The sequence below is a fragment of the Lysinibacillus sp. fkY74-1 genome (assembly GCF_053165895.1).
In genome coordinates, this window is record NZ_CP170173.1 from 2521801 (window position 1) to 2545858 (window position 24058).

A 24058-nucleotide genomic window follows, 5' to 3' on the forward strand; every position below is an offset into this window, starting at 1 on the left:
TTTTATTGATTAAAACTGACGAAAATAATTGTCTACATCCTTTTGGTGCTGAACTAATAATACTTTATCTAATAGATCTTCCCTTTTTGTAAAAAATTGTGGCTTCCCCACCTCTTCAAAACGTTTATTCCATCGAAACATTTTAAAAAAAATCGAAAAAGTTGGCTGATAATGGGCTTTTTCGATTCCTATTTTTTGTTTGACGAACCTCTTTATAATCCGAGCAGTACGAATTTTATAAGGCGTATCTAGAAAGATAATACAATCCGCTTGCTGAAAGCTTTGTGCCACCCATTCCTCCTGATGGATTCCTTCAATAATCCACCCGTCTGTTTGGATAATACATTGTAGATATTCCTGTCTCTCTTGCTCCGTCCTTCTAATATCCCCCGATTGGTTACGAATCCAAACTACATTGTCTAATTCATGAAAAGAAAGCTGGAGCATTTTGGATAATGAACGTGCTAATGTTGTTTTCCCACTACCAACAGAGCCAATAATATGTATTTTTCGCGGAAGTTCCAATGACATTGTAGTATCCCCCTCTGTATCCTTGTAGAAATGTCCCTTTATTATACAATAAAATAGGAGGACCATACATGAACCCACCCAATATCCAAAACAATGTACAAACCTATAATAATCCTTCTGATTATGAATCTCAGGTATGAAACAACACAAATGAACGCTAAGTTTAATCTGTAATATCTCTTATCATTCACTTCAAATTGTCTCCTTTTATCCAAATGGAAAGAACATTCCTTACTGAATATACTAAATTTTTAAAATAATAGCTTTTATAACCAACACTTGTTTAAAAATGTTAATCTATTATAAAAAAGGGTGATCATTTGTCAAAAAACTCCTATAAATATTTAAAATATATAGCGTTATTTATTCTCATAATTCAAGCCCTATATTTAGGAATTCCAGATTCTGTTGAGCCTGTGTTGGTTTATGAGTACATTCTATTTTTCGGATTGGGTTATTTATTTGCTATTCTTCAAGATTTTTTTAATCCAAGTGAAAAAACGGCTATATTATTACGTGTAGCCCTTATCATCAGTTCAATTATCATGGCTATTACATCCATCTATTATAAAGAAATGTTCACGATTATTTTTTCTATAATAATGACCATTGGGATAAGTTTCTCATTACATTTAGCAATCAAACATAAGCAAAAGGATTAAATACTCTTTGCTTGTTTTTCTAAACCAATGGTACGAATATGTTGTTTTTGTTAAGTAATTAATATTGTTGCCAATTCAAAACGGATTGTACTGTTTGCTGTGCAGGTCTTTTAAAAAGGATTTGCAACCAAACTAACACCTAAATTTTAATAAAAGGTGAGACAATGAGAGAAAATTTAATTTCTAATCTATTACTTTTATTTGGCACGTTTGTTTTACTAGGGGCCTTCGCTTATCGGTTATTGATTACTTCTGATATACCCGTTTCATATGCAATTGATGAAGCCATGATTCTACATGTACTCCTATTTAGTTCCACACTGTTATTTGTGTATGGCTCAATTATTGGCTCTCAAAATGCCATTCGCTACACTCTAATAGCTGTATTAACGCTATTTACGATGCTGAACATCTTTCTTTTCGATACCGATGCTGAATATTTTGGCGCTTCTTATGCTCAAATAGCCATAGCATTTATCATGCACCCATTATTAGTTATATTAGTGAATATTTTTATGCAATTAAAAACAAGATGAACCGATTGAGGCTGGTCTTGTTAACATAACAGATACAGAGTCAAGCAAGTTCTTTTTCATAATAAGCAACTTATTATTCCATGAAAAAAAGGATAGATTTTCTTCATCTATCCTTTCCTTTTAATCCGTACTACCTTACTCTTCTTTTCTCACCTGATAATGCATTTGGACCATTTGACCGTATCGCTTTGTCTCGAGTAGCTTTAAATCTTCAAATGGACGCGGTTGTTTAAATAATGGAATACCTGCCCCTAATAAATGCGGGGTAATGGTGATAATCCATTCATCAACCAACTGCTCCTGTAAAAAAGCATCCAATATATGAGCTCCACCGACCATCCAAATTTTTGCGCCTGATTGTTGTTTTAATTTCTTAGTGAACGCCACCACATCCCCTTGGACAAATTCCACATGCTCATCTTTCCCTGTTTGAGATTGGGTGAACACATAACATTTCTTATCAGGATAAGGGAATGTATCGAGATGCTCTTTGACATAATCATATGTTCGTTTCCCCATAATAATCGTATCGATGGTTTGATACATATCCGCATAGCCATTATCCCCTTCCCCCTCTGTTTCTTCCAGCCATTGTAAGTCATCATTTTCTTTAGCTATAAACCCATCTAAACTTATTCCGATAAATACCACTATTTCTCGTGACATCATGTCAGCTCCTCTTCTTTTGAAAATCTTTCGTACAATGTATATACTAAACATAAAACATGACAACTATTGACATGATTAATTAAAAAAGGTGAAAGAATATGTCCAAGGCTAAACGATTAATTGATATTTTGTTATTTGTCAGCGCTAAAAAGCAATTTACAGCCCAGGAAATTGCCGATGCCTTCAACATTTCTGTAAGAACAGTGCATCGTTACCTGTTAGATTTAAGTGATATGGGGCTGCCAATTTACGCAGAGCAAGGAAGAAATGGTGGATATACAGTGCTTTCAAGTGCCATTCTTCCCCCTATTTTATTTACAGAGGAAGAAGCGGTTGCTATTTTCTTTGCGTTCCAATCTCTGCAATATTATCGTGACTTACCATTTAATACGGAAATGAAGTCTGTTTCACAAAAACTATATGAATCGTTACAGAAAGAGGCGCAAAAAAAGGTAGATAGTCTGCAATCCTATATTGCCTTTTGGAATCCTAAACGCGCTATTTCTACACCTCTATTATCAGACGTATTAGAAGCGGTTATTAACCATTTACAATTAGACATTCAATATGAATCAAAATCAGGCATCACCACTAAGCATGTCCATCCTATTGGCGTGTATGCGCATGATGGCTTGTGGTATATGCCTGCTATTCATTTACAAACAGAGAAAATCCTTCTATTTCGAGTTGATCGCATTCATTCAATGAATAAAAGCGATAAAGGCTATGAGACATCTGTTCATTTACAGCAATGGCTAGAGAGTCCCCATGAACCTCAGCAGCCAATACGCTTGTATGTCGAATTAACAAGAGAAGGTGTACGACAATGCAGAAGTGAGCCAAATTTCGAGAAGGTGGTGGTTGGTCATAGTGATGGAACTGGCTATATCAATACAATGATTGACCAAGGAGAGATTCACTTTATTAGCTCCTTTTTTTATCGCCTAGGTCCGGATGCGATTGTCAAAGAACCACCTGAATTAATTCAGCTTTTGCGTCAACATGCTCATGCTATATTAGCGACATACCCTATAGAAAGCTAATTCCAAATATGACGATTTTGTAAGATTCACGTAACATTCTTCGTTACTAATTTTTAGGAAACGACCTTATACTTGGTTGTAAGGAGGAGATGACGTTGCAACCAACCGACAACAACAAACGTATTGATACTTTAGATTATTTAAGAGGGTTTGCCTTACTTGGCATTATTTTAGTGAATATCCCTGCATTGATGTGGATTGCACCACCACAAATAGCTAGTGATATGGCCTATAGTCGATTTCTCACGCTTTTTATAGAGGGGAAATTTTTTATTATTTTTTCTTTTTTATTTGGCATAGGATTTTATCTTTTTCTTTCGCGTGCAATGGCTAGAAATGATAGAGCCTATGTATTATTTAGTCGCAGACTTTTAATATTATTATTAATGGGGCTTATCCATTTCTATTTTCAACCAGGAGAAGCATTAACTGTCTATGCCATCTTTGGTTTTTTAGCCTTACCTTTTTATAAAGTACGGAAAGAAATCAATTTAATAGTTGGGATCATTCTATTAGCCCTGTCAGCTTATTTTGGGATAAAGATCCTCATGCCTTTCCCACTAATTTTGCTAGGTTTAACTGCTGGACAATACCGCCTATTTGAAAACATCTCTGTACATCGAAAAAAAATCATGCTAGTGACGATTGTAATGTTCTGTGTTAGCATAGTTAGCTGGCTTTATCAGTGGCACTATGTCCCTACAGCCAATGTTAATATCAATCATTTATCCAAAATTCAACTGGAAGAGCATATTACTAATATGGAGCAATTTGCGTTAATTGGACTACAGTTTAGCCCATTTGTTTCCGCTTTTTACATGGGGGTTATTATCCTATGTTTACAAAGTGTATTATTCCAACGACTATTATCACCATTAAAGGCGTATGGACGCATGGCCCTAACAAATTATTTAGGGCAAACTGCACTCATTTTAATAATCGGTCATACATTTCAACTAATTGGGCAAATTCGATTCCTCGAGTCACTATGGATTTGTCTAGGTATTTACGTTTTACAATTAATCTTCAGTAAGCTATGGTTACACTATTTCCGCTTCGGACCACTGGAGTGGCTGTGGCGAATGGGGACCTATTGGACAGTCCCTCCCCTTAGAAAAAGAAAAGATTTTTAGCCAAGGATATATACCTATCAGCATAAAGCAAAACGTCATATATTGGTAATGTACCCTACTCGCTTTCCATCTTTGCTCATATCTTCAGGAAGATACACATCCCCATTTTTTTTGGTCACTTATTGAAAAATAAGTGACCTTTTTTGGCTGCTAGTCACCATGGTTCTGCACCTGTCTCTTACAGCATGCATACTATACATATAATACCCTTTTTTGCAGGGAGGATTTTATGAAAAATAACAAAGGCTATCGGAATAGTGAAGGAGCTGAGTCAGTGAGTCAAGCTGCTAAGCTGGCTGTTATTGCGGGAGCCATCACAACACTTGGTGATGCACTAGCGACCATTGCAGCAGGTCTTGCCTTGGAAGATGAGTTACAAGAGAACCAAGGTAAAAATAATGATATTGATAAACTGCAAAAGCAAATTGACGATTTAAATTATGAAATGAAGCAATTAAAAAGAATGCTTCGGTAAAATGTAGCCATGAACGTAAAAAAAACGACAATATTCAAAGGATATTGTCGTCTCAGACTGTAGACAAACTCAAAAAATTTGAGAGTTTGCCTACAGTCTTTTTTCTTTTACAATGAAATAAAGTAAAGCCGTTGATTTCCACTACGGGCGGACGCTTTCCGCGGGCGGGGTCGAGCTGCTTCCCTCGCTGCGCTCAGTCCAGGATCTCGACTTTCCCGCTTTTCCTGCAGGAGTCGCCGCCCTTCGTTCCCATCAACTTCTACATAAAGTACTTACTTTTATCTATATAGGGTGTTGAAAAGTAAATTTTTGAGGTGATAACGATGATGACGAAAAATCAATCCCATGAACGAGAACAATTAGAAATGTTAACGATTGATCCATTAGTTCCCAACGATCATTTAGTGCGAAAACTTGAGGCTGCTATTGATTTTTCATTTATCTATCCTTTAGTCGAACATCTCTATTCAACTAATGGGCGTCCTAGTATTGATCCTGTTGTTCTCTTTAAAATGACGTTTATTCAGTACGTTTTTGGTATTCGGTCCATACGTCAAACCATCAAAGAAATTGAAACGAATATGGCGTATCGTTGGTTTTTAGGATTTGGCTTCCATACAGAAGTCCCGCATTTCTCTACCTTCGGTAAAAATTATGTCCATCGCTTTTAAGACACCGATATATTTGAGCAGATTTTCTATGGTATTTTAAAAGAGATTATGCATCAAGGACTCCTCCATGCAGACCATTTATTTATCGATTCCACGCATGTTAAAGAAACTAGCTACTTGGACATGGCAGACAGCTTAAGAGAGCATCTATGCTCGAAGAGTATGTTGGATACAGCAATGATATACCAAATATTGAATATGAAAGAGAAAGAAAAATGACAAAAGCCATCGAGAATGAACTTCTCAACGGCTTTTGTCTACAGTCTGAAACGACAATATTCAAAGGATATATTCGTTTTTAAATTTTACAATGAAATAAAGTTAAGCAAGCAATCTTCACGGTGGATGGTCTGTTTTCGGTGGCAGAATAGCCCTTCCTTCCAACTGTCTTCGTAAAATGAACTTTTAAGGGTATAAACGATAATGACAAATCATTTAGCAGCCCAAATATCAAGCTCTATTTTAATCTCTGGCAAACCTAGTGCTGATACATAGGCTATGGTCATTGATGGATAGGAATCGCCAAACATACCTTGCCATTGCTCGTCGAAATAATCCCAATCTATTTCCTCTGTAGCCCAAATATTGACCTTTACAATGTGAGAGGCATCAATTCCCTCTGAAGCTAAAATCGTTTCAATATGATAAAAGGTATTTGTTATTTGTTCATCTAATGTCTGTGGTAATTGATCATCTTGGTCCAAACCAATTTGACCAGAAAAAACATACATTGTTGCATCTTTTGGAATAATTGTGACATGACTATATTTCCCTACAGGCTTTGGTGCCTTTATTGGGTTTTTACGCACTAGTTTTGATTTCATGTTGAATCTCCTTTAGGTTCTTTTTTTCTAAAAAAGTGCAGACTTATCCCTTGTTCAACTATTCTAGAAAAAAACAGCAGTGGAGAATCCAATGCCCATGCTTAAAAAACGGATAGATCTTTTTTTCATAAGCTTTCTCCCCTTTACCTAAAGTTATTGCCATATTACCATTTCTATCCCTCTTTTTCAATTTATAACTGAAATTATTAAGAATTTTCTTTTTAAGACTCTGAGGCAATTAACTATTTAAACATAGCGAATCTAACATATACTTAATAGTGTAAAGCTAAATTAGCCTTACACCTCCGAAATTGTTACTAGGGTTACTCCATCCCAAGTGGCCCTTCCTTTTTTCACAATTAAAACTAGGTACTCTCTTTGTGGAGTACCTAGTTTTTTTGTTAGTATGCGTGTTCATTCACAGTATACCATATCATCCTCTACAATTTTTCAACAAACTTCCAATAGGTGCTGTAAGCATAAAAACCATGATTGAAGTGCGCTTATATGTACTGGCATGATATTCTTTTCTTTTTACATCAAGTAAGGTATACAATTTACAAAATAAGTAAATAATATGTTTTGTAAGGGGGGAATCGCTATGAACACTAATGTGACTAAACCCTAAACCCTTTATTCCATCCCCAAGTTCATAGCGATTACCGTTCTAAAAAATTCAGGTCTCATTCGAGTACCTGTTTTTTTTTCATCGTTTTTTATAGTTTTTAGGGCATTATCATTTACTACGTGTCGGATGTCCATTGATATAATTTATACTGTCTTTCATTTCTTCTAATAATTTTGTTTGTCTTTTTAGTTGCTTAATCGTACTAATAGCAAACCAAATTATAAAAATAATCGGAATTATGTAAAACAACAGTCCTACTATCGAAAATAAACTAAATATAATATCTCCATTATTATAATTATTCAAATCCTAAACCTCCTGTCTTTAAACAAGATTGTAGCATACTAGATTTCGATTTGGTATTAAAATGGAAAATGTCAATGTGTTATAACGATTATTCTTTGCAGGCTACTCACTTTTCCCACAGAAAACGAGTAGCCTCTTCTACAAAGAATTAACCTGAAATAAGACGTTTTTCTTTTAATGATCCCACTTGACCAAGAATTAGGGCTCCGAACATTTGTATAATCGTCTTCACTATAATTTGTCCTACAATAGCGGCAGGTACTGCTTCCCAAGGCAATATATTAGCTCCAAGTGGACTCAATCCAATGACTACAAAGATTGCAGAATCCAAAAACCCTCCCACGATTCCACTGTAAAGCACTCGCCAAGCCATTGGTAATTTCAGTCGACTATAGATTTCTGTATCAGCTGTTTCAGCCACAACAAATGAGACAGCCGATGCTACCACAATTAAAAGTGTATCCCCGAGTATGAATGACACTACTGCTGATAAAATTAAAGCTGTAACGATAAAGAAATATGTCTTTGTTCTACCATATTTATTTTGCACAAGGTCCCTGAAAATAAAGGTCGCCCCTATTAAAAGCGTCCCCATTGGAACAATAAACATCCCAAACTGTAATGGCGCAAATGCTGCTGTTACCACATTAGCGATGATAATCGATAATAAATAAAATAAAATTCTCATTCTGGTACTCCTCTAATACATTTATAGACATTTCGTAATGGCACACTATACACCTCTTTTATTTCCCCATACAAGAGTGTGCAACTGTGGCAATACTTTAACATCCTTTAATTCCTCATCTTTCAACACGCTATCAATCAGTGCATGATATTTATCTAGTAAATTTTTCATTAATCGCGAATTGTCATTCGTTGTGAGATCATCATTGCCGACTTGAAGATAAAAGGGGATAGTTGGAAATTGATGGTGAATTTGTTTAGCAAAATCGTAATCCTCTTGAGTAAAAACGACTATTTTTAGAGAAATATGGTGATGACTATTTTGCAATCTAAGTTTTCCAAAAATATCCACCAACACTGAATACTCTGTTGTCATACCTGAACTAGGCGCCTTGGGAGAAATGGTCAATTCATCAATGTCGTACATCCAGTTCTGCCACCTACTTCCTTGTGTTTCCACCGCAACCTTTATGTTGTTTTCTTTTAAAATGGCAATAAGCGCCTCTAAATTAGCATAAAGTGCAGGATTGCCGCCTGAAATCGTAACATATGAAAAGCCATTACCCCCAAGACGCTTCAACTCTGCCCAAATCTCTTCCGCTGTCATTTGAACAATAAGATGCTTTCCGCTACCGTCCCACGTAAACGACGAATCACACCACGAACAAGAATAATCACAGCCAGCCGTTCTTACAAACATGGTCTTTTGGCCCACTACCATTCCCTCGCCTTGAATTGTCGGTCCAAAGATCTCGACAACAGGTATCTTACTCAACTTCCATCCACTCCCGTCTCGCTTCTGCATAGCTTGTTGGAGTTTCATATAGTCTGATAAATTCTACACGCGCACCATTATTTCTTTGCTCATCACGCAAGGCCACTACCATGGTATCGTAAATCCAAACAACTATATTTTCTGCTGTGGTATTCATAGGTGGAAGCGTTTCGTTTAAATAACGGTGATCCAGATGAATCTCAATTTTTTGTTTCCATATTCTTTTGATATCACCAAAATCAATCATCAAGCCGCGTTCATCTGTATATCCACTAAGTCCCAATACAACACGATAAGTATGGCCATGTAGGTTTTTACATTTGCCCTCATAATGATGTAAATGATGAGCAGCATCGAAGGTAAATTCTTTGCTTACAAGCACACGCTTAGCATGATAGTTCAATTGATTACTTTGGATATCTACCCCTATTTTTTGGAGCTTATCGACGATTTTAAAATCTGACATGCTTAAAACTCCTTCCTATAGCTTAGATACTCATCAAGCCCTTTTTTTCGCAGTTTACATGCGGGGCATTCCCCACAACCATCTGCGATTACTCCGTTATAGCAAGTCAATGTTCTTTCCCGAACAAATTCTAGAGCCCCAAACTGATCGGCAAGCTCCCATGTCTGCGCTTTATTGAGCCACATTAACGGTGTATCAATCACAAAGGAATTATCCATCGATAAATTTAACGTTACATTCAAGGACTTAATAAAAACATCTCGGCAATCCGGATATCCACTGAAATCCGTTTCACATACACCAGTTACAATATGCTTGGCTCCTATTTGACTTGCTAAAACACCAGCGAATGAAAGAAAAAGAAGGTTTCGTCCAGGTACAAATGTCGATGGAAGCTCACCATTTTGACCGTCTTCCACTTTAATGTCTTGTCGTGTCAATGCATTCGGAGCAAGCTGATTTAAGAGGGTCATATCAAGTATGTGATGCTTAATACCAAGCTCCTCTGCTATCTGTTCCGCACATTCAATTTCAAGGCGATGTCTTTGTCCATAATTAAAAGTCACGGCCTCAATCTCTGCAAAACGTTCTTTTGCCCAAAACAGACAAGTTGTACTATCCTGACCTCCACTAAATACAACAATTGCTTTCTCCTGCTTCATCTATAAAAACTCCCTTTGATGGAAAAAACAGCACGCTAAGAAAAGGTGCTGCTTTCTCCTTAGTTTTTTTAAGAGGGTAGCTAAAAACCTCTTTTTTGATTGGACTAACTAATTTCTCGTTATCGATTATCAATTTTTTCTGGATAAAGGTCATGGTTCATTAAACGGTAATTTGCGATTTCTTCATATTTAGTCTCTGGCTTCCCATAGTTACACCACGGATCGATTGAAATCCCCCCACGTGGCGTAAACTTCCCCCAAACCTCGATATATCGAGGGTCAAGCAATGTAATTAAGTCATTCATAATGATGTTAACGCAATCTTCATGGAAATCACCGTGATTTCTAAAACTGAATAAATACAACTTTAGTGATTTACTCTCTACAATTTTTTTGTCTGGAATATACGAGATGTACATCGTTGCAAAATCAGGTTGATTGGTAAGCGGGCATAAACTAGTGAACTCTGGACAATTAAACTTAACGAAATAATCGCGATTGGAATGAAGATTATCTACTGCCTCCAATACCTCAGGTGCATATTCAAATGAATAGTTCGTTCCTTGATTACCTAATAATGTTAAATCCTTTAGTCCTTCTTCATGACTTCGACCAGACATAAAAAAACCTCCTTGTAAAATGTTTCCCAACACTTTCAAGAGAGGCTTTACCAATTCATCTATTAAAACATACGTCTAAACATAAAAAAGCCACGTCCGATATGGACATGGCAAATTGTCATGTTTCCATAGTTTTTTATAGAGGGTATCAGCTATGAACCTCTCCCGATCAAGTTCGGGCATTCTTTTCCTCCATATAATACGAAAAATAGTACGAAACGTCAAATAGATTTTTTCATACAAAATCCCAGAATTGCTTCTTCTGAAATTACACTGTCATTCTAGGCTATATTTTAGCAGCTCATAAAATCTTAGCTGGGCATAGTTTCATTACTATTCGTAAAAAATAAAACCTGAGTGTAGTATTACTTAAATCCTATAATCCACTCTAAAGTAATACTATTATAGTCGGTTAGAAGTGACCTTTCTCAGCTCTATTAGCGCAAAATTAGCTAGATAATGCTCCCTTAAAATGAAAAAGCTCCTAACATATTTTCAAACTGAAATAAATCAACTACAATGGACAAATGGTAGAAATTCTAAAATCTACCCAATTACCTTAATTTATACAAATTTACTGTGAAGGAGCACGAACATGAAAAAGAAGTTTTTATCCTTACTCATGACCGTCATAATGGTCCTGTCCGTAAGTGTAGCGGTGTATGCTGATGAAAAGTCACCACCTGCGACAAGAGGAGAAATTGTTAAAACCTTGTTGATAGCTGCAGATACCTATCAACCAGGACTAAATAAGGAGGCAATTATACAAGGCTCTAAAAACAAAGATTTACGAGAAAATGAGCCAGCGAAGAAAGTTGAAGCTTTAGTTATGTTGAGCAGAGCATTCGGCGAATTGCCAAAGCCTGTTGGAAATGATCTTCGCAGTGGCACATTTGGAGTTGAGTATACTGATGTACCTACATGGGCTAAGAAAGATATCGATAAACTGACTAAAGCAGGCATACTGACAGGCAACCCTGACGGTACATTAGGAGCAAATGAAGAAATTACTATCGATGAATTCCAAAACCTGATTGCCAGAATATGGACACTTAAAGGTTCCCATTTAAACGATGATTTTTATGAAGCCATCAATAAGGAATGGTTAAATAAATCGACTATTCCAGTCGGAGAAATCATGGGCGGCGGATTTTCTGAGCTTCAAAAACAGAATACTGATAAAATCGAAAAGATAATAGATGAGCTCTCTGGCAAACAATTTGCAAAAGGATCAAAAGAGCAGAAAATTGCCGATTTCTATTCGACAGCATTGGATACAAACAATAGAAATAAACAAGGAATTGAGCCCATTCAAACATATGTAAAAGCAATTGATGAAGCTAAAACTCTTGCTGAACTTGTGCAAGCAGATCTTCATTTGGAGAAAGAATTAGGTATAAGCTCACTATTCAGCTTTGCCATTATGAACGATGCAAAGAATAGCAGTGAAAATGCTTTGTATTACACTGGGTTAGCTACTGGTTTGGATAAGAACAGTTTTGTAACTGAAGACTCTAACGCGAAAAAAGCCTATATTCAGTATATGACCAGACTATTAGTACTATCGGGCGAAAAAGAATCTACGGCAATTGCTCTAGCAGAGAAAATTTATGAAATGGAAAAAAGCTTAGCTTCCGTATCACTTGACCCTCATGAACAAGGCGACGTTAAGAAATACTATAACCCTTATACAATCGAGCAATTTAACAGCATGTTCAAAACAGTAGATATGAAACAAGTTTTAAATTCGATGAAAGTTGACAGTGTTGATAAAGTCATCGTATTTGATGTGAAGCTGGCGCAAAAAGGCGCGGAGCTCTTGAATGAAAAGAACCTTAATGTGCTGAAAGCTTACTCTAAATTGCAGCTCCTTATGGCAACTGGCGGTCTGTTGTCAGATGAATTCGGAGATGCTGCTAATGAGTTTTCTGCAACGTTATATGGAGTTTCAGGCGTAAAAACAGATAAGGAAATCGCAATAGCTAAGACAACTAGCACAATGAGCGGATACTTGGAGCAACTGTTCGCCGAAGAACATTTTTCACCAAAAGCTAAAAAAGATGTTGAACAAATGGTAGATAAATTAATTGCTACGTATGAGGAAAGAATCAAATCCCTTGATTGGATGTCAGAAACAACAAAAGCTAAAGCAATTAAAAAGCTGGATACAATGATTGTTAAAATCGGTTACCCAGATAAGTGGGATACGACATTAGATAAAGTAACTATCAAGACATATGACGAAGGTGGTTCGCTATTTTCTAATACCTTCACAGTAACCAAAGCATACATTGATAACACAAAAGCTAAGCTAGGAAAACCAGTAGATAGAACGGCATGGGTAACGAGTGTCTATACCGTTAATGCTTTTTACAATCCTCTTAATAACGAAATTACGTTCCCTGCTGGTATTCTTCAAGCGCCTTTTTATGATATTAACGCTAAACCTGAAGAAAATTATGGTGCCATTGGCATGATTATTGGTCATGAAATCAGCCATGCATTTGATAACAATGGATCTGCATACGACGAAAATGGAAATGCAAATAACTGGTGGACAGAAGAAGACTTTAAGAAATTCGAAGAGAAAAACCAAAAGCTGATTGAGTTTTATAATGCCATTGAGATTATTCCTGGTGTTTTGAATGACGGTCAGCTTACATTAAGCGAGAATGGCGCTGATTTAGGTGGAATGGCGGCTTCACTGCAGGTTGTCTCTCAAATGAGTAAACCAGATTTTAAAGCATATTTCGAAAGTAATGCAAAAATGTGGAAATCCACAACAACAAAAGAATTTGCAGCAATTTTGAGCAAAAATGATGTACATTCATCCAATAAAGTTCGGGTAAACCGCACGATTGTAAACTTCCAGGAATTCTATGACACCTATGGAATTAAGCCTGGAGATGGCATGTATGTAGCTCCGAAAGATCGAGTTTCCATCTGGTAATCAGCTAATTCAATAGCTCTTACATCCCTATAAAAAAGTTAAGTGACTGTCTAGAGAAAGAGTATGGCGCTTTACTAAGATTGTTGCTGTTAAAACAAAAAGGCAGATTTAATCTATACATTTAGATTAAATTCTGTCTTTTGTTTCAATATTTCATGCATTAAATTTATCCATATTAGCAACCTTATCATTTTGGCTTACCTACTAAAACAAACGAGTAAAAGTTTCTCTAAATATTACCTATCATCACTTCATGTACTTTAAGGGGATAAAAAAACATCTTTCACCCACACTAATGGTGGAGGTGAGATGATGATGGGTAATAATAAACATAAAAATAATAAAACGCAAGACAACAAAAAACAACAGAATCAAAATCAAAATGCTAACAGAGAGCGTAAAAACAGAGAAGAGTTCGCAGAGGAAATAGATTTCAGTCAAATTATAAATGAAAAGAATAAATAATTAATGTGGAACGTAGCCCCAATATCCTTTTAAAAAGCTGTATATTGGGGCTTTTTGTATTTCCTTAAACGAACCCCCTTCTATTGGCTATTTATACATTACCTAGATAGCTTCGTGTTATATTCTGAAGAACAATTTGTCCATTCTTACTGTATTTTTCGAATAACCCCGACAGGAGAAAAATGAAATTTTCATATTCGTCGTCGTGTTTTTTTGGAGCATACGAAGCTGATAAATTCCTTCCCAAGAAATCCTCATAATTAAAAATCAAATCATTTTGATACTTTATAAGCTCATACTTTCCATCCTTAAAAAAGCTGTTAAAAATTGCTGGAGTATCTTCCATTCCACCGCTAAATCCTTTGAAATTCGAACAGGTCTTTTGGCAAATTGCTGCATTCTCTTGAATAATTGGACTAGTTAAATCTCTACTATTCCACACAAGAGCAACATTTGCATTTTGTTTTAATATCCGTTGACATTCCATTTTAAAAGCTTTTTTATCAAACCAATGAAATGCCTGTGCCACAGTTACTAAATCAACACTATTGCCTTTTAATGTGGTATGTTCAGCAGTTCCTTTTACTGATTTAAAACGAGAATGGAAGCTTAAAGACTCCTCAGCCATCTTTCTCATGTCGTCATTTGGCTCCACACCAATAACATTCATCCCTTTTTCAAGTAACTGACGGCTCAATATCCCCGTACCTGAACCAATATCTGCCACCGTCTGTTCTCCTTTAAGTTGGTTTGCTGAAAACAAATAATCAATATATTCATTAGGGTAACTAGGGCGATATTTCGCATATATTTCGGCCTTGTCCGTAAAATTTTCAGTTGTTTTCACTGTACACCCTTCCTCCCCACACTATTTTCTTTAATGTTTTGATAAGGAGATAAGGATCATACCTTACCAAAATTCATTATCACTCACACTTTATTAGCCCTCCGAAGCTCCAACACTTTTACAAACCATTAATACATTTCCTTCTAAATCTTTGAACACAAAATAAAAATCATCCTGTATTTCTGTTAAAAGTTCAACATAATTGTCTTTCATAAATTGATAAGAAGCTTGGATATCGTCCGTCACAAACTGAATGGATGGAACTTGGTAGGTGGCAATATCTCCATCCTCTTTTCTCCACATTGGCATAGCATCTAAAATTAACCCAGCCGTTCCTTCCATGGGTGCCACGAATAAATGCCCAAAATGTTCTTCTCCCCCCTCCAAACCAAATATTTTCCTGTACCATTCTATTGCCTTCTCTAAGTTACGAACTGGAACAAACACAGCACCCACTCTGTTTTTAATTGGGGTACTATTGTTAGAAATAATCATTCATACACTCTCCTTCCAATCCAGCATTCCATATACTTTAGAATTCTACCTCACCCTACTATTCACCTTTATTAGTTATCTATTACAACATCACTATCACAGCAAAAAAAAAGCGTTAATCGATGGAGGATTAACGTCACAAATGTTTCTTTATTTTTATCTCTCATTTTAACCTCTAGCTTAAGATCATTCATCTATCCTGATTTTCATAATAAGCTTCATCCGCATATTTTCGGTCTGTTCCTTTTAGGTAGGCTAGGATGATTGTCGGACGCTTAAGTAAAATCCAATCCCCATTTTTATCAAATTTTCTACTTGATGTGATCATTCCATTTTGAATTGTCCCATATTTTTTCCCGTTCTTTTTTCCCCACATTTTTAATCGTTTAGCAAAATCCGCATCTTCTGCCATAAGCATTTCTTCATTAAAACCATTAATCGATTTAAAATCCTTTTTATTACACCAAAAGATTCCCACAGATATGGCTCCATATTTAAAGAATAATGGACCAATCAATAACATAGCTGAAACAAAAATTCCTAAAGACATTCTCTCAAACTTCCCTGTAACTCCACCGCCAATGTATTTTCCAGAGCTTAAATACTCCTCTGCCTTTAACAACACATGGTCATTCATCCGTGTATCTGCATCAATCGTTACGATGATTTCACCTCTTGCTATCTCAACACCAGCATTCCTTATCTTAGAGAGGTTCTTGTCGTTATTCTCTAATACGATACAATTGTACGATTTTGCAATATCCTCCGTTCTGTCTGTACATCGATTTAATACAACAATGATTTCCACTTGATGTTCAAATGGCTTGGAAGCTTTTAATATGGATTCTATGCATTTTCCAATGTACTGTTCTTCGTTATGCGCGGGTATTACAACTGAAAATTTTATATCCTCTTTATTTTTTTCCTTTAAAACGTTCTCCTTCTCATTCATGTAAAATCTCCCCTTTAACTAACAGTAACTTACATAAGAGTGAATAACATGGAAATAAAATCAAAGTGGCACTACCTATTCACTTTATTTCCAAACCTACCCATTAATTATTATCTCATTGAATTAATGGTCTCAGCTAGTTAGAATTTGAATTTTTTTCTAATTATTATGTATTGTAGAAATAAAAAAATTAGAAGTCTTTATCAACATAAGTTTTTCCTTTTCCCACATTTCAGAACGCCTAAATTTCCTTTCGTCACCTTCTAGAACATTATGTAAATAAGCTTCTGAGTTCAAATTTACAACAAACTGCAAAACCAAAAGGCATAACCCCCTTGAAGTGATGCTGTTGCGTTTTTAATCAAGAGGAAATGATGAGATGAAAAGATTCGTGTAGAATATCAGCTACACAAGCTTGAAGTGCGTGCCAACACATCCCTTGAACTTGAACACCTGCAAGCTTGCTTTCTCAAGAGAGCTAATTGGGATCAAAGCCCATTCAAAATCTATTTTTTGCCATCAAAGAGTACGAATTATTCAAAAGAAATGGGCCATTAAATAGAATAGTATGCTACGGGAGAATGAGAACGTGGTGAATTGAGCAAATGTAAAGTTCACTGCTCCTGTAGAAAGTGCGGTTATAAGCAGATCACACGTTAACAACAGATAAATAGACAGGAAATAGACGATCATGACTATTTCCTCTTTGTCGATATGATTTCATTCCCCCATGATGATGTATTATATTTCCCTTGTGAAAAGCTATCTAGCTAGGAAATAAAAAAATAATTTCCCGGGTAAGCGCAAGAAATGACAAGTTTAGTCTCCTCTTTTAACACTAGACGACTGATTTCATCATAATCCTTGACTTACTCAAGCATCCGAGTAGTATTCTTACCCTCATCATATTGCCTTTCAATAATAGTCGATAGGAAATTTCCAAAAGAATGTTGTATCTATCGGCCAGCCATTTTTGTCTTGCCTCGCGCGTGTTTATGTAGTGTTCGGCCATCGACTGCCTCCCATTTCCCATTATTTTTTAATCCTATATTCATTTTTTTTAATAGACACATTACCAATCATCTTCCATATTCGATTCATATACTATTAATGAAAATAAGATAAGATGTATTTTTTTAAAAACTTACATGTTTCACTGTGAAAATAATCAACTTTTTTCACCCGTATAACAAACCCGTAAATCTCATTGGATAGGTAAATGAATTTGAAGTTTTTCAGTAAATATTATTGTTTTGGAAGGAGGTGAAAAAATGGCACTTTCAATTATAAATATTCATGTAAATGTTACAGGAACTTCGACTAAATTCTTTAATATTTTAGCAGCCAATTTAACTGTCACAGATGGCACAACTATTGCTGCAACTGCCTTTTTAAACGATAGTGGAAATGCCGCTACTGCTTTCCCAGTAGTAACTAATGGCTACTATAATTTCTATATTAATGGGGTATTACAAGAAGGTGGCTCCTATACAGTTTCTGCGACAGAATTAACATTTAATGGCGTTACAGGCACGCTTACTGCAGGTACACCTTTAGTAATCGAAGCAGTAGAATTAGTTACACAAACGTAATGAGTTATTAATTCACATTCCTTTTGTTCGAGGGTCACTACATCCCAAGTGACCCTTCAAATACTTCAAGGCATTGCCACTACAGCAAAATTTTAATTTTCTTATGCACTTTAATAACTGATTTAAAAAAGTAATAAACTAATAAAAAGTTCATAGAATAGCATTGCATCATTCATAAATAATTAGGATGGGTACGAAACTATTTAACGAAGGAGAATGTTTATGAGCATTGAAATTATTAAACTCGCACCAACATTATTACATGTATTTAAAGCTGGAGAGTCGATTCCTAAAAAAGAAAAGCGCGTTATTTATGGACAAGCTACATCAGATGCAAATGGTATCGCTACTTTTTATTTCACAGACAATGCAATAGCGAGTGGCAATCCTTTGTTAACAACTATTGATTTCGCAGTATCAAGCGTATACTCTACAAATACAACCATTAATTTAAGACCTCGGGTACAAATGAGAGAGAAGAATATTGCCGCAAAATATGTTTCTGCAAATGTGACAAATATTAGCGGTGTAACAGTATTAGGCATTAATGTATTAGGGTCAGAAAATCCAGTAAGTGGTGTTGTTGTAGATTTTATGGTTCTAGGCAGCTTTGATCAATCCTAATGCATCTACTAAATGATGTAATAAAAAAGATGTCTAGAAAGGAGAGCCTTTTTGAACATCTTTTTCTTATTGCAAAGGAATATTCAGTTCAATATTTTCCCCCATGGGATTGGCATCATAATTCAAATAAGTTTTTGCTTTTCCATTATATTCTTCAAATTGTGTTCTCTCCACTTCGTATTACTCATCTCGTGAAATCGAAATACCTTTGTGTATTGCGTGCCTTTCTAATTCAAATTTTATCCTTTCCACCTCCTTCCTCCATTAGATGGAGTAATTCTTCATTCCGTTCAAAAATTTAATTATCACCAATAGAACAAAACCAGCAAAACTCAATATATCTGTGTCTTACTGGTTTTGTAGAAGCCCACCCTTTACCGTGAGATGGGGAAACTCCAAGTTCCGTGCATCAGCAAAGGCATGTTACGTTTGTTTCACTTATCTATAACAATTCGTACATTTCTATGTATTCATTACCTCTTTCTGTGTAGAAATATACAGGGTATTTCTGTTGGAGGAATAATCTTTTTGGTACCTGAACTCAACATAAAATGTTTTTTGAATATGGTTTACTGCGTATACACTCCGATGAATCCATCATCGTTCCCGTTATTAACGAGTTTGATTTCATTATATGGATTCTTCTTATAACTCTCTAACAGAAATAGCGTTTTTTTATTTGTATTACTTCCTTCTGTCGTTGTATAGGTAAGAGTTAAAATTTTCTTTTCCTTATCAAATTTAAACGAGTAATCAGAGTAATTCCTAGTAGTTGAATTTATCAAAATATATGTTTTATGCTTATTCTTGTCGTAAGCATAAATTCCATCCTTTAAATCATCTCCAAATGTGTTAAGAACCCTTTTACTTTCTTCATGATTAATATCCAGTTCTAGTACTCTTACATTCTCCAATTTTGTATTTTCGGAAATTACCATTTCAGGATTGCTCACTTCTTCGTAGTTAACATTTACTCCATAGCTACAAGCCGTTTGCATCAACAATAATCCGAGTAAAGCACAAAATGTTAACCTCTTTTTCACGACTCTTATTCCACCTTCTCTTAAAATTTAATAACATTGGTTAATACTTACATATTATACAATAAGCAAACCTTCTATATACAAATATTGCCACTTAGTATATAATGGAAATTTAATTACAAATATAGGGGAGGTTGTTAAAAGATGACAGCAATAACTGGAAATAAGTTACTTAGTTCGTTACTCTTTAGCTTTGTGTTATTTTTAGTGTTTAGTTGCAGTAGCCTTTTAGTCCATGCAGCCGAGAGTGATTCAGAATTACTACCCTTTGAGGAATTAGAATTAGTGACAGATAATAGGTATAGCATAACAACAGAAGACGGCGGCATGATTCTGTTTGAATCAGAAGCAGACTATCAATCCTATCTGAATAACAGCAAACAACTATTATGTGCTACATGTAATCAAACAACACAGACTACACTTGAAAAATATACTGTTTCACGGGCATTTATTGGTTACCACCCTGCTACACCAGGTTGGGATAAAGTGAAAAGTGTATCCATTGCTGGTGGCATCACTTGGAGTATAAACGGCTCCTTTGCACAAGGTTCATCGACGTTCGGTATTTCATTTTCACATAGCTTTACTTCTACAAGGACTTATGAATCGCAATACCCTAATAAATATGTCCGAGTTGGTGTTAGAAAAGACGTTATTTACCACAAAGTAAAAAATGTAGTGAAAAACCCTATGGGTACAATCATCAACACGTATATAACTGAAACTGCAACTCCAATTGGTGATACGTATACTGAATTAATGTATAAAAATTAAGTAGCTATTTAGCAGTACAAGCTATGAATATCCTGCTACGAAAACCCAACTACAATCTGTTTGTAGTTGGGTTTTTAATGACTTCGTAAAATAAAAGCAACTCAAGCATACTCATTTTAATTAAAATAGAATAATTATTGTCCATTGTGGCGCACAATCATAAGAGAATGGCGCATTAAAGTAATTCTAGAGGATATTGTTAAATCAATGTTTGTAAAAGTAAATCAAGTGGGGGTGTACGACCGTTATTGAAGTTTGTACCCCAGATTATCGGTTAGCATAATAAGTATTATATGGCAGGTGTTTGAAAATCTCTACTTAATTTAAAATTGTTTAATGGTTTAGGACTTTCTTTTGAAATATCTTTATTTCTTCAGAATAATACTTATCGCCTCCCCATATATTGCACTGATGCAAATGATTATAGAAGGGAGGATATCATGTCTTCACAATATAAGTATTGGAAACCTTATATCGGCCCATTCGATCCATGTCCACCTATAAAAGTTAAAGTTTATGCTACACCACCACAATTATATATGGGCTTTCAACCACCCGGATTACCTCAATTCCCAACCCCTCAAGAAGCACTTCTAGCCGGAACTTTATGGCCTCAATTGTTTAGTCCCTACCCACCACCAAAAAGGAGGGATGAAAAGTGAGTAAAAAGATGCCACCCGAATTTTATACCCTACTTGAAGAAATACAAGCGATCGATTTTGTCATTGTTGAATTAAACTTATATCTGGATACTCATCCCGATGACTATGATGCCATTAAGCAATTTAATGAAAACACTGAAAAAAGTATGAAACTTAAAGTCAAATTTGAGCAAAAATTTGGTCCATTAATGAATTTTGGAAGAAGTTATTCTGATTATCCTTTCAATTGGGTTGATACACCTTGGCCATGGCAAGTATAAATTCTGAGTCCGGGAGGAATAATTTTTGCGGTTAAGGTTAGTACATGTAATCCCATGCTCGCAAAGTATTTAACGGAGCAATATGGTGATGCTGATGGGGAATTAGCTGCAGCTCTAGAAATTTTAAAGGATGACAGAAATCAAAAGAAAATTTTCTAAAAATGTAGTAGACCACTTTTCTAGGTGGTCTCAGACTGTAGACAAACTCAAAAAATTTGAGAGTTTGCCTACAGTCTTCTTTTTTCTTTTACAATGAAATAAAGTAAAGCCGTTGATTTCCACTACGGGCGGACGCTTTCCGCGGGCGGGGTCGAGCTGCTTCCCTCGCTTCGCTCAGTCCAGGATCTCGACTTTCCCGCTTTTCCCGCAGGAGTCGCCGCCCTTCGTTCCCATCAACTTCTACATAAAGTACTCCATCTACATAGGGTGTTGAAAAGTAAATGCTCCATGCAGACCATTTATTTATCGATTCCACGCATGTGAAAGCGAGTGTGAATAAACGAAAGTATGATAAAAAGGTTGTGCGAAAAGAAACACGGGCTTATGAAGAAAAACTTCCATTAGAGTTAAATATGGATCGTGAAGAACACGGAAAAAAGCCCCTTCCCATGGAGAAGTTTGAAAAGGAAGAATGGAAAGAAATAAAGGGCAGATATTGAAGAATACGACAACGACGAAGGAAGGATATCGCCAATATAAATCGAATCCTTTGATTTGTGCGAGGTGTCCAAGCCTTTCCCAATGTACAGAAAGTAAGCATCATCAAAAACTCATTCAACGTCATATTTGGGCGTCGTATGTGGAGGAAGCTGAACATTTACGCCATTCCTATGACATCAAACAAATTTATGCCAAGCGCAAAGAAACGATTGAGCGTGTCTTTGCGGATGCAAAAGAAAAGCATGGTATGCGATGGACAACCTTAAGAGGTCTAAAAAAATGGTCCATGCAAGCGATGCTTACTTTTGCTGCCATGAATTTAAAGAAACTAGCTACTTGGACGTGGCAGACAGCTTAAGAGAGCCTCTATGCTCGAAGAGTATGTTGGATACAGCAATGATTTACCAGATATTGAAAATGAAAGAGAAAGAAAAATGACAAAAGCCATCGACAATAAACTTCTCGATGACTTTTGTCTACAGTCTGAGACCACTTTTCTAGGTGGTCTGTTTTCATTATTTTGCATTTTTTTAGTATTACATTTATGAAACGGGTCATGGCCTTTTTCTCAAGTATGAATTAGTAGTTTAGCGCTTAAAATAACTCAGTGCTCAATTAAATGAGCACCGGGTTATTTATTTGTAACTTCAGAAATTTCACCCTTTAAACGATACAATTTTTAGCAATTACGACTTTACTTCGTTTGCAATGAATGTATGACAATCAATTTTTTGATCTTTATCTATACCATTCATTAATGCATACTTATTCCCCCATTCACACATTGTGTTTAAAACTGGTACAAATGACTTACCTAAATCAGTCAAGCTGTACTCTACTTTTGGTGGCACTTCTTTAAATATTTCTCGTTGTACAAGCCCATCTCTTTCTAGTTGTTTCAATTGATCTGTTAAAACTTTTTGTGTAATTCCTGGTATGAATTCATAAAATTCTTTTGTTCTTACAGATTTTTGGCTCAAAAAAAAGAGGATTAAACACTTCCATTTTCCACCTGCAATATTCATAAAAATATTGATGCCAGTATTATATTTAACCATATGCTTTCTCTCCCTAAATAGGCACAAAAAAGTAGCTATACCACTTTTTTGTGCGTTATTTTCTTATTTATTATTGCTTACTATAATTAAAGCTGCAAGAAATAATAAAAATTATGGAGTGATATCATGAGTGTAAAAAATATTTTGGAAAAAAGACGTTCAGTTAGACATTATGATCCAAGTTATAAAATTAGTTCAGAAATTATAACTTCTTTAGTTGAGACTGCAAGCAAATCCCCTAATGGGAATAATATCCAAGCTACACGTTACTTAATAATTGATGAACCTGACTTAAGAAATTTAATATTGCCTATAGCTTTTAATCAGCAACAAGTAATAGAAGCTTCAACTTTAATTGTTATGTTGGGAGATTATCAGGCATTCGATAAAGAAAATATTATTAGGATACATGAAGAAGGCTTTCAAGCAGGTTATTTTGACGAATCTCTAAGAGATTATCTAGCGCATGCTGCGATAAATTATTATAAAAATAAATCAACTGAAGATTTAAAGATAGAATTAACTAGAGATGTAAGTCTTGCCTCAATGTCATTAATCTTGTTAGCAAATGAAGCGGGCTTTGACACAATTACTATGTCAGGCTATGATTCTAAAAAGTTAAAAGACGCCTTAAATATTTCTGAAAGATATTTAGATGTTATGCTAATAGCGATTGGTAAAGGGACGAAGGCTGGTCACAAAACCGTAAGACACAATGTAAATGAGATAATTTATAAAAACGAAATAATATAGTGCTTTTTAGAGCCTAAATTAGATAGTCGAAATAGGTAATCTTAAGAAAAACCACAAATAGACCAGGCGCTTTTGTGGAAAAAATGCCCAGGCTCAAGATTTATTGAGTGCCTGGGCCCTGTAATAACATTTTTCTTTCAATAATTGCAAGAAAATCAGTCAAAAATTACTTCTCCTGTTTTCTCTATCTTAATACGTGTAGGTTTATTTTCACCTGTTGCCATTTCAATTT

General features: G+C 35.5%; 28 protein-coding genes, 3 pseudogenes and 2 riboswitches. Of the genes and pseudogenes, 17 read left to right on the top strand and 14 right to left on the bottom strand.

From position 1 onward, the window contains the following. Positions 1-9 precede the first annotated feature (9 nt). Complete coding sequence (locus ACE1MS_RS12225) at positions 10-531, bottom strand: AAA family ATPase (protein WP_012294674.1); 522 nt, start codon at positions 529-531, stop codon at positions 10-12. Positions 532-851: 320 nt separating this feature from the next. On the opposite strand from ACE1MS_RS12225, the gene ACE1MS_RS12230 reads away from it, so the two are divergent. Both ACE1MS_RS12230 and ACE1MS_RS12235 read left to right on the top strand, forming a co-directional pair. Next, positions 852-1193 (top strand): hypothetical protein, encoded by a 342-nt coding sequence (locus ACE1MS_RS12230; protein WP_031417216.1) that lies wholly within the window; start codon positions 852-854, stop codon positions 1191-1193. Between the two features lie 164 nt (positions 1194-1357). Further along, positions 1358-1729, top strand: a complete 372-nt coding sequence (locus tag ACE1MS_RS12235; protein WP_012294676.1) for a hypothetical protein — start codon at positions 1358-1360, stop codon at positions 1727-1729. A gap of 135 nt (positions 1730-1864) precedes the next feature. On the opposite strand, the gene ACE1MS_RS12240 is transcribed toward ACE1MS_RS12235, so the two are convergent. Then, positions 1865-2395, bottom strand: coding sequence for a dihydrofolate reductase family protein (locus tag ACE1MS_RS12240; protein ID WP_031417215.1), 531 nt, complete (start codon positions 2393-2395; stop codon positions 1865-1867). 101 nt (positions 2396-2496) lie between these two features. Between ACE1MS_RS12240 and ACE1MS_RS12245 the strand changes: the two genes are divergently transcribed. From ACE1MS_RS12245 to ACE1MS_RS12260, 4 genes and pseudogenes are all read left to right on the top strand, one after another. After that, a complete protein-coding gene (locus tag ACE1MS_RS12245) occupies positions 2497-3441 on the top strand; it encodes a helix-turn-helix transcriptional regulator (RefSeq protein ID WP_012294678.1) in 945 nt (314 codons plus the stop codon). An 89-nt stretch (positions 3442-3530) separates the two neighbouring features. Beyond that, the gene (locus tag ACE1MS_RS12250; RefSeq protein ID WP_325881514.1) at positions 3531-4574 is read left to right on the top strand and encodes a DUF418 domain-containing protein; all 1044 of its coding nucleotides are present in this window, start codon (positions 3531-3533) and stop codon (positions 4572-4574) included. Between the two features lie 229 nt (positions 4575-4803). Beyond that, positions 4804-5049 carry a hypothetical protein gene (locus tag ACE1MS_RS12255; RefSeq protein WP_012294680.1) on the top strand — a complete coding sequence of 82 codons (246 nt, stop codon included), beginning with the start codon at positions 4804-4806 and terminating at the stop codon, positions 5047-5049. A gap of 323 nt (positions 5050-5372) precedes the next feature. After that, positions 5373-5834 (top strand): annotated as a pseudogene (locus tag ACE1MS_RS12260) (transposase); the annotation flags it as partial. Positions 5835-6151: 317 nt separating this feature from the next. On the opposite strand, the gene ACE1MS_RS12265 reads toward ACE1MS_RS12260, so the two are convergent. From ACE1MS_RS12265 to queF, 7 genes are all read right to left on the bottom strand, one after another. Further along, a complete protein-coding gene (locus tag ACE1MS_RS12265; RefSeq protein ID WP_325881515.1) occupies positions 6152-6544 on the bottom strand; it encodes a RidA family protein in 393 nt (130 codons plus the stop codon). 736 nt (positions 6545-7280) lie between these two features. Further along, the gene (locus ACE1MS_RS12270) at positions 7281-7478 is read right to left on the bottom strand and encodes a hypothetical protein (protein WP_197224573.1); all 198 of its coding nucleotides are present in this window, start codon (positions 7476-7478) and stop codon (positions 7281-7283) included. Between the two features lie 148 nt (positions 7479-7626). Beyond that, positions 7627-8166, bottom strand: a complete 540-nt coding sequence (locus ACE1MS_RS12275) for a VUT family protein (protein WP_012294683.1) — start codon at positions 8164-8166, stop codon at positions 7627-7629. A gap of 45 nt (positions 8167-8211) precedes the next feature. Next, on the bottom strand, positions 8212-8940 hold the full coding sequence (gene queE, locus ACE1MS_RS12280) for a 7-carboxy-7-deazaguanine synthase QueE (protein WP_281487115.1): 729 nt from the start codon (positions 8938-8940) through the stop codon (positions 8212-8214). Next, positions 8933-9406 (bottom strand): 6-carboxytetrahydropterin synthase QueD, encoded by a 474-nt coding sequence (gene queD, locus ACE1MS_RS12285; RefSeq protein ID WP_012294685.1) that lies wholly within the window; start codon positions 9404-9406, stop codon positions 8933-8935. The genes queE and queD overlap by 8 nt, the downstream gene beginning before the upstream one ends. A 2-nt stretch (positions 9407-9408) precedes the next feature. Beyond that, the gene (queC, locus tag ACE1MS_RS12290; protein WP_012294686.1) at positions 9409-10068 is read right to left on the bottom strand and encodes a 7-cyano-7-deazaguanine synthase QueC; all 660 of its coding nucleotides are present in this window, start codon (positions 10066-10068) and stop codon (positions 9409-9411) included. Between the two features lie 53 nt (positions 10069-10121). After that, positions 10122-10165, bottom strand: a riboswitch (PreQ1 riboswitch). Between the two features lie 22 nt (positions 10166-10187). Continuing rightward, on the bottom strand, positions 10188-10688 hold the full coding sequence (gene queF / locus ACE1MS_RS12295) for a preQ(1) synthase (protein WP_031418567.1): 501 nt from the start codon (positions 10686-10688) through the stop codon (positions 10188-10190). A gap of 122 nt (positions 10689-10810) precedes the next feature. Beyond that, positions 10811-10857: riboswitch (PreQ1 riboswitch) on the bottom strand. Between the two features lie 426 nt (positions 10858-11283). Between queF and ACE1MS_RS12300 the strand changes: the two genes are divergently transcribed. After that, positions 11284-13638, top strand: a complete 2355-nt coding sequence (locus ACE1MS_RS12300; RefSeq protein WP_197149577.1) for a M13-type metalloendopeptidase — start codon at positions 11284-11286, stop codon at positions 13636-13638. A gap of 312 nt (positions 13639-13950) precedes the next feature. After that, complete coding sequence (locus tag ACE1MS_RS12305; RefSeq protein ID WP_155729468.1) at positions 13951-14103, top strand: hypothetical protein; 153 nt, start codon at positions 13951-13953, stop codon at positions 14101-14103. A 91-nt stretch (positions 14104-14194) separates the two neighbouring features. Here the strand turns inward: ACE1MS_RS12305 and ACE1MS_RS12310 are convergent, their stop codons facing one another. The 3 genes from ACE1MS_RS12310 to ACE1MS_RS12320 all read right to left on the bottom strand — a co-directional run bounded on the left by ACE1MS_RS12310 (position 14195) and on the right by ACE1MS_RS12320 (position 16397). Then, on the bottom strand, positions 14195-14950 hold the full coding sequence (locus ACE1MS_RS12310; RefSeq protein ID WP_447402374.1) for a class I SAM-dependent methyltransferase: 756 nt from the start codon (positions 14948-14950) through the stop codon (positions 14195-14197). A gap of 93 nt (positions 14951-15043) precedes the next feature. After that, positions 15044-15445: a VOC family protein gene (locus ACE1MS_RS12315; protein WP_099806454.1), complete on the bottom strand. Its 402-nt coding sequence runs from the start codon at positions 15443-15445 to the stop codon at positions 15044-15046. A 190-nt stretch (positions 15446-15635) separates the two neighbouring features. Next, complete coding sequence (locus ACE1MS_RS12320; protein ID WP_012294692.1) at positions 15636-16397, bottom strand: glycosyltransferase; 762 nt, start codon at positions 16395-16397, stop codon at positions 15636-15638. Between the two features lie 1271 nt (positions 16398-17668). Between ACE1MS_RS12320 and ACE1MS_RS12325 the strand changes: the two genes are divergently transcribed. Beyond that, positions 17669-17989, top strand: coding sequence for a DUF4183 domain-containing protein (locus ACE1MS_RS12325; protein ID WP_031418571.1), 321 nt, complete (start codon positions 17669-17671; stop codon positions 17987-17989). Positions 17990-18211: 222 nt separating this feature from the next. Further along, entirely contained in the window at positions 18212-18613 is a 402-nt protein-coding gene (locus ACE1MS_RS12330) for a hypothetical protein (RefSeq protein WP_031418572.1), read from the top strand. Positions 18614-19182: 569 nt separating this feature from the next. Here the strand turns inward: ACE1MS_RS12330 and ACE1MS_RS12335 are convergent. Then, on the bottom strand, positions 19183-19656 hold the full coding sequence (locus ACE1MS_RS12335; RefSeq protein WP_031418573.1) for a hypothetical protein: 474 nt from the start codon (positions 19654-19656) through the stop codon (positions 19183-19185). 144 nt (positions 19657-19800) lie between these two features. Here ACE1MS_RS12335 and ACE1MS_RS12340 point away from each other — a divergent pair, with 144 nt between their 5' ends. The 6 genes and pseudogenes from ACE1MS_RS12340 (at position 19801) to ACE1MS_RS12365 (ending at position 22563) form a co-directional block, all read left to right on the top strand. Continuing rightward, positions 19801-20433 (top strand): hypothetical protein, encoded by a 633-nt coding sequence (locus tag ACE1MS_RS12340; protein ID WP_012294697.1) that lies wholly within the window; start codon positions 19801-19803, stop codon positions 20431-20433. Positions 20434-20873: 440 nt separating this feature from the next. Beyond that, the gene (locus ACE1MS_RS12345; RefSeq protein WP_031418574.1) at positions 20874-21095 is read left to right on the top strand and encodes a spore coat associated protein CotJA; all 222 of its coding nucleotides are present in this window, start codon (positions 20874-20876) and stop codon (positions 21093-21095) included. Continuing rightward, on the top strand, positions 21092-21355 hold the full coding sequence (locus tag ACE1MS_RS12350) for a spore coat protein CotJB (RefSeq protein WP_447402375.1): 264 nt from the start codon (positions 21092-21094) through the stop codon (positions 21353-21355). The genes ACE1MS_RS12345 and ACE1MS_RS12350 overlap by 4 nt, the downstream gene beginning before the upstream one ends. Beyond that, positions 21356-21481: pseudogene (locus ACE1MS_RS12355) on the top strand (manganese catalase family protein); the annotation flags it as partial. Positions 21482-21795: 314 nt separating this feature from the next. After that, a pseudogene (locus ACE1MS_RS12360) lies at positions 21796-22373 on the top strand (transposase); the annotation flags it as partial. Between the two features lie 10 nt (positions 22374-22383). Beyond that, positions 22384-22563: a hypothetical protein gene (locus ACE1MS_RS12365; RefSeq protein WP_206701604.1), complete on the top strand. Its 180-nt coding sequence runs from the start codon at positions 22384-22386 to the stop codon at positions 22561-22563. Between the two features lie 138 nt (positions 22564-22701). Here ACE1MS_RS12365 and ACE1MS_RS12370 read toward each other — a convergent pair whose 3' ends face one another. Continuing rightward, the gene (locus ACE1MS_RS12370) at positions 22702-23073 is read right to left on the bottom strand and encodes a winged helix-turn-helix transcriptional regulator (RefSeq protein WP_031416075.1); all 372 of its coding nucleotides are present in this window, start codon (positions 23071-23073) and stop codon (positions 22702-22704) included. 126 nt (positions 23074-23199) lie between these two features. Here ACE1MS_RS12370 and ACE1MS_RS12375 point away from each other — a divergent pair, with 126 nt between their 5' ends. Then, positions 23200-23826, top strand: coding sequence for a nitroreductase family protein (locus ACE1MS_RS12375; protein ID WP_012294702.1), 627 nt, complete (start codon positions 23200-23202; stop codon positions 23824-23826). The last annotated feature ends 232 nt before the right edge of the window (positions 23827-24058 follow it).

Bases quoted from the DNA above. Each gene is read 5' to 3' on its own strand.
- ACE1MS_RS12225 (WP_012294674.1), bottom strand. From the start codon at position 531: ATGTCATTGGAACTTCCGCGAAAAATACATATTATTGGCTCTGTTGGT.
- ACE1MS_RS12235 (WP_012294676.1), top strand. From the start codon at position 1,358: ATGAGAGAAAATTTAATTTCTAATCTATTACTTTTATTTGGCACGTTT.
- ACE1MS_RS12240 (WP_031417215.1), bottom strand. From the start codon at position 2,395: ATGTCACGAGAAATAGTGGTATTTATCGGAATAAGTTTAGATGGGTTT.
- ACE1MS_RS12245 (WP_012294678.1), top strand. From the start codon at position 2,497: ATGTCCAAGGCTAAACGATTAATTGATATTTTGTTATTTGTCAGCGCT.
- ACE1MS_RS12250 (WP_325881514.1), top strand. From the start codon at position 3,531: ATGACGTTGCAACCAACCGACAACAACAAACGTATTGATACTTTAGAT.
- ACE1MS_RS12255 (WP_012294680.1), top strand. From the start codon at position 4,804: ATGAAAAATAACAAAGGCTATCGGAATAGTGAAGGAGCTGAGTCAGTG.
- ACE1MS_RS12265 (WP_325881515.1), bottom strand. From the start codon at position 6,544: ATGAAATCAAAACTAGTGCGTAAAAACCCAATAAAGGCACCAAAGCCT.
- ACE1MS_RS12275 (WP_012294683.1), bottom strand. From the start codon at position 8,166: ATGAGAATTTTATTTTATTTATTATCGATTATCATCGCTAATGTGGTA.
- queD (WP_012294685.1), bottom strand. From the start codon at position 9,406: ATGTCAGATTTTAAAATCGTCGATAAGCTCCAAAAAATAGGGGTAGAT.
- queC (WP_012294686.1), bottom strand. From the start codon at position 10,068: ATGAAGCAGGAGAAAGCAATTGTTGTATTTAGTGGAGGTCAGGATAGT.
- queF (WP_031418567.1), bottom strand. From the start codon at position 10,688: ATGTCTGGTCGAAGTCATGAAGAAGGACTAAAGGATTTAACATTATTA.
- ACE1MS_RS12300 (WP_197149577.1), top strand. From the start codon at position 11,284: ATGAAAAAGAAGTTTTTATCCTTACTCATGACCGTCATAATGGTCCTG.
- ACE1MS_RS12305 (WP_155729468.1), top strand. From the start codon at position 13,951: ATGATGGGTAATAATAAACATAAAAATAATAAAACGCAAGACAACAAA.
- ACE1MS_RS12315 (WP_099806454.1), bottom strand. From the start codon at position 15,445: ATGATTATTTCTAACAATAGTACCCCAATTAAAAACAGAGTGGGTGCT.
- ACE1MS_RS12320 (WP_012294692.1), bottom strand. From the start codon at position 16,397: ATGAATGAGAAGGAGAACGTTTTAAAGGAAAAAAATAAAGAGGATATA.
- ACE1MS_RS12325 (WP_031418571.1), top strand. From the start codon at position 17,669: ATGGCACTTTCAATTATAAATATTCATGTAAATGTTACAGGAACTTCG.
- ACE1MS_RS12330 (WP_031418572.1), top strand. From the start codon at position 18,212: ATGAGCATTGAAATTATTAAACTCGCACCAACATTATTACATGTATTT.
- ACE1MS_RS12340 (WP_012294697.1), top strand. From the start codon at position 19,801: ATGACAGCAATAACTGGAAATAAGTTACTTAGTTCGTTACTCTTTAGC.
- ACE1MS_RS12345 (WP_031418574.1), top strand. From the start codon at position 20,874: ATGTCTTCACAATATAAGTATTGGAAACCTTATATCGGCCCATTCGAT.
- ACE1MS_RS12365 (WP_206701604.1), top strand. From the start codon at position 22,384: ATGCTCGAAGAGTATGTTGGATACAGCAATGATTTACCAGATATTGAA.
- ACE1MS_RS12370 (WP_031416075.1), bottom strand. From the start codon at position 23,073: ATGGTTAAATATAATACTGGCATCAATATTTTTATGAATATTGCAGGT.
- ACE1MS_RS12375 (WP_012294702.1), top strand. From the start codon at position 23,200: ATGAGTGTAAAAAATATTTTGGAAAAAAGACGTTCAGTTAGACATTAT.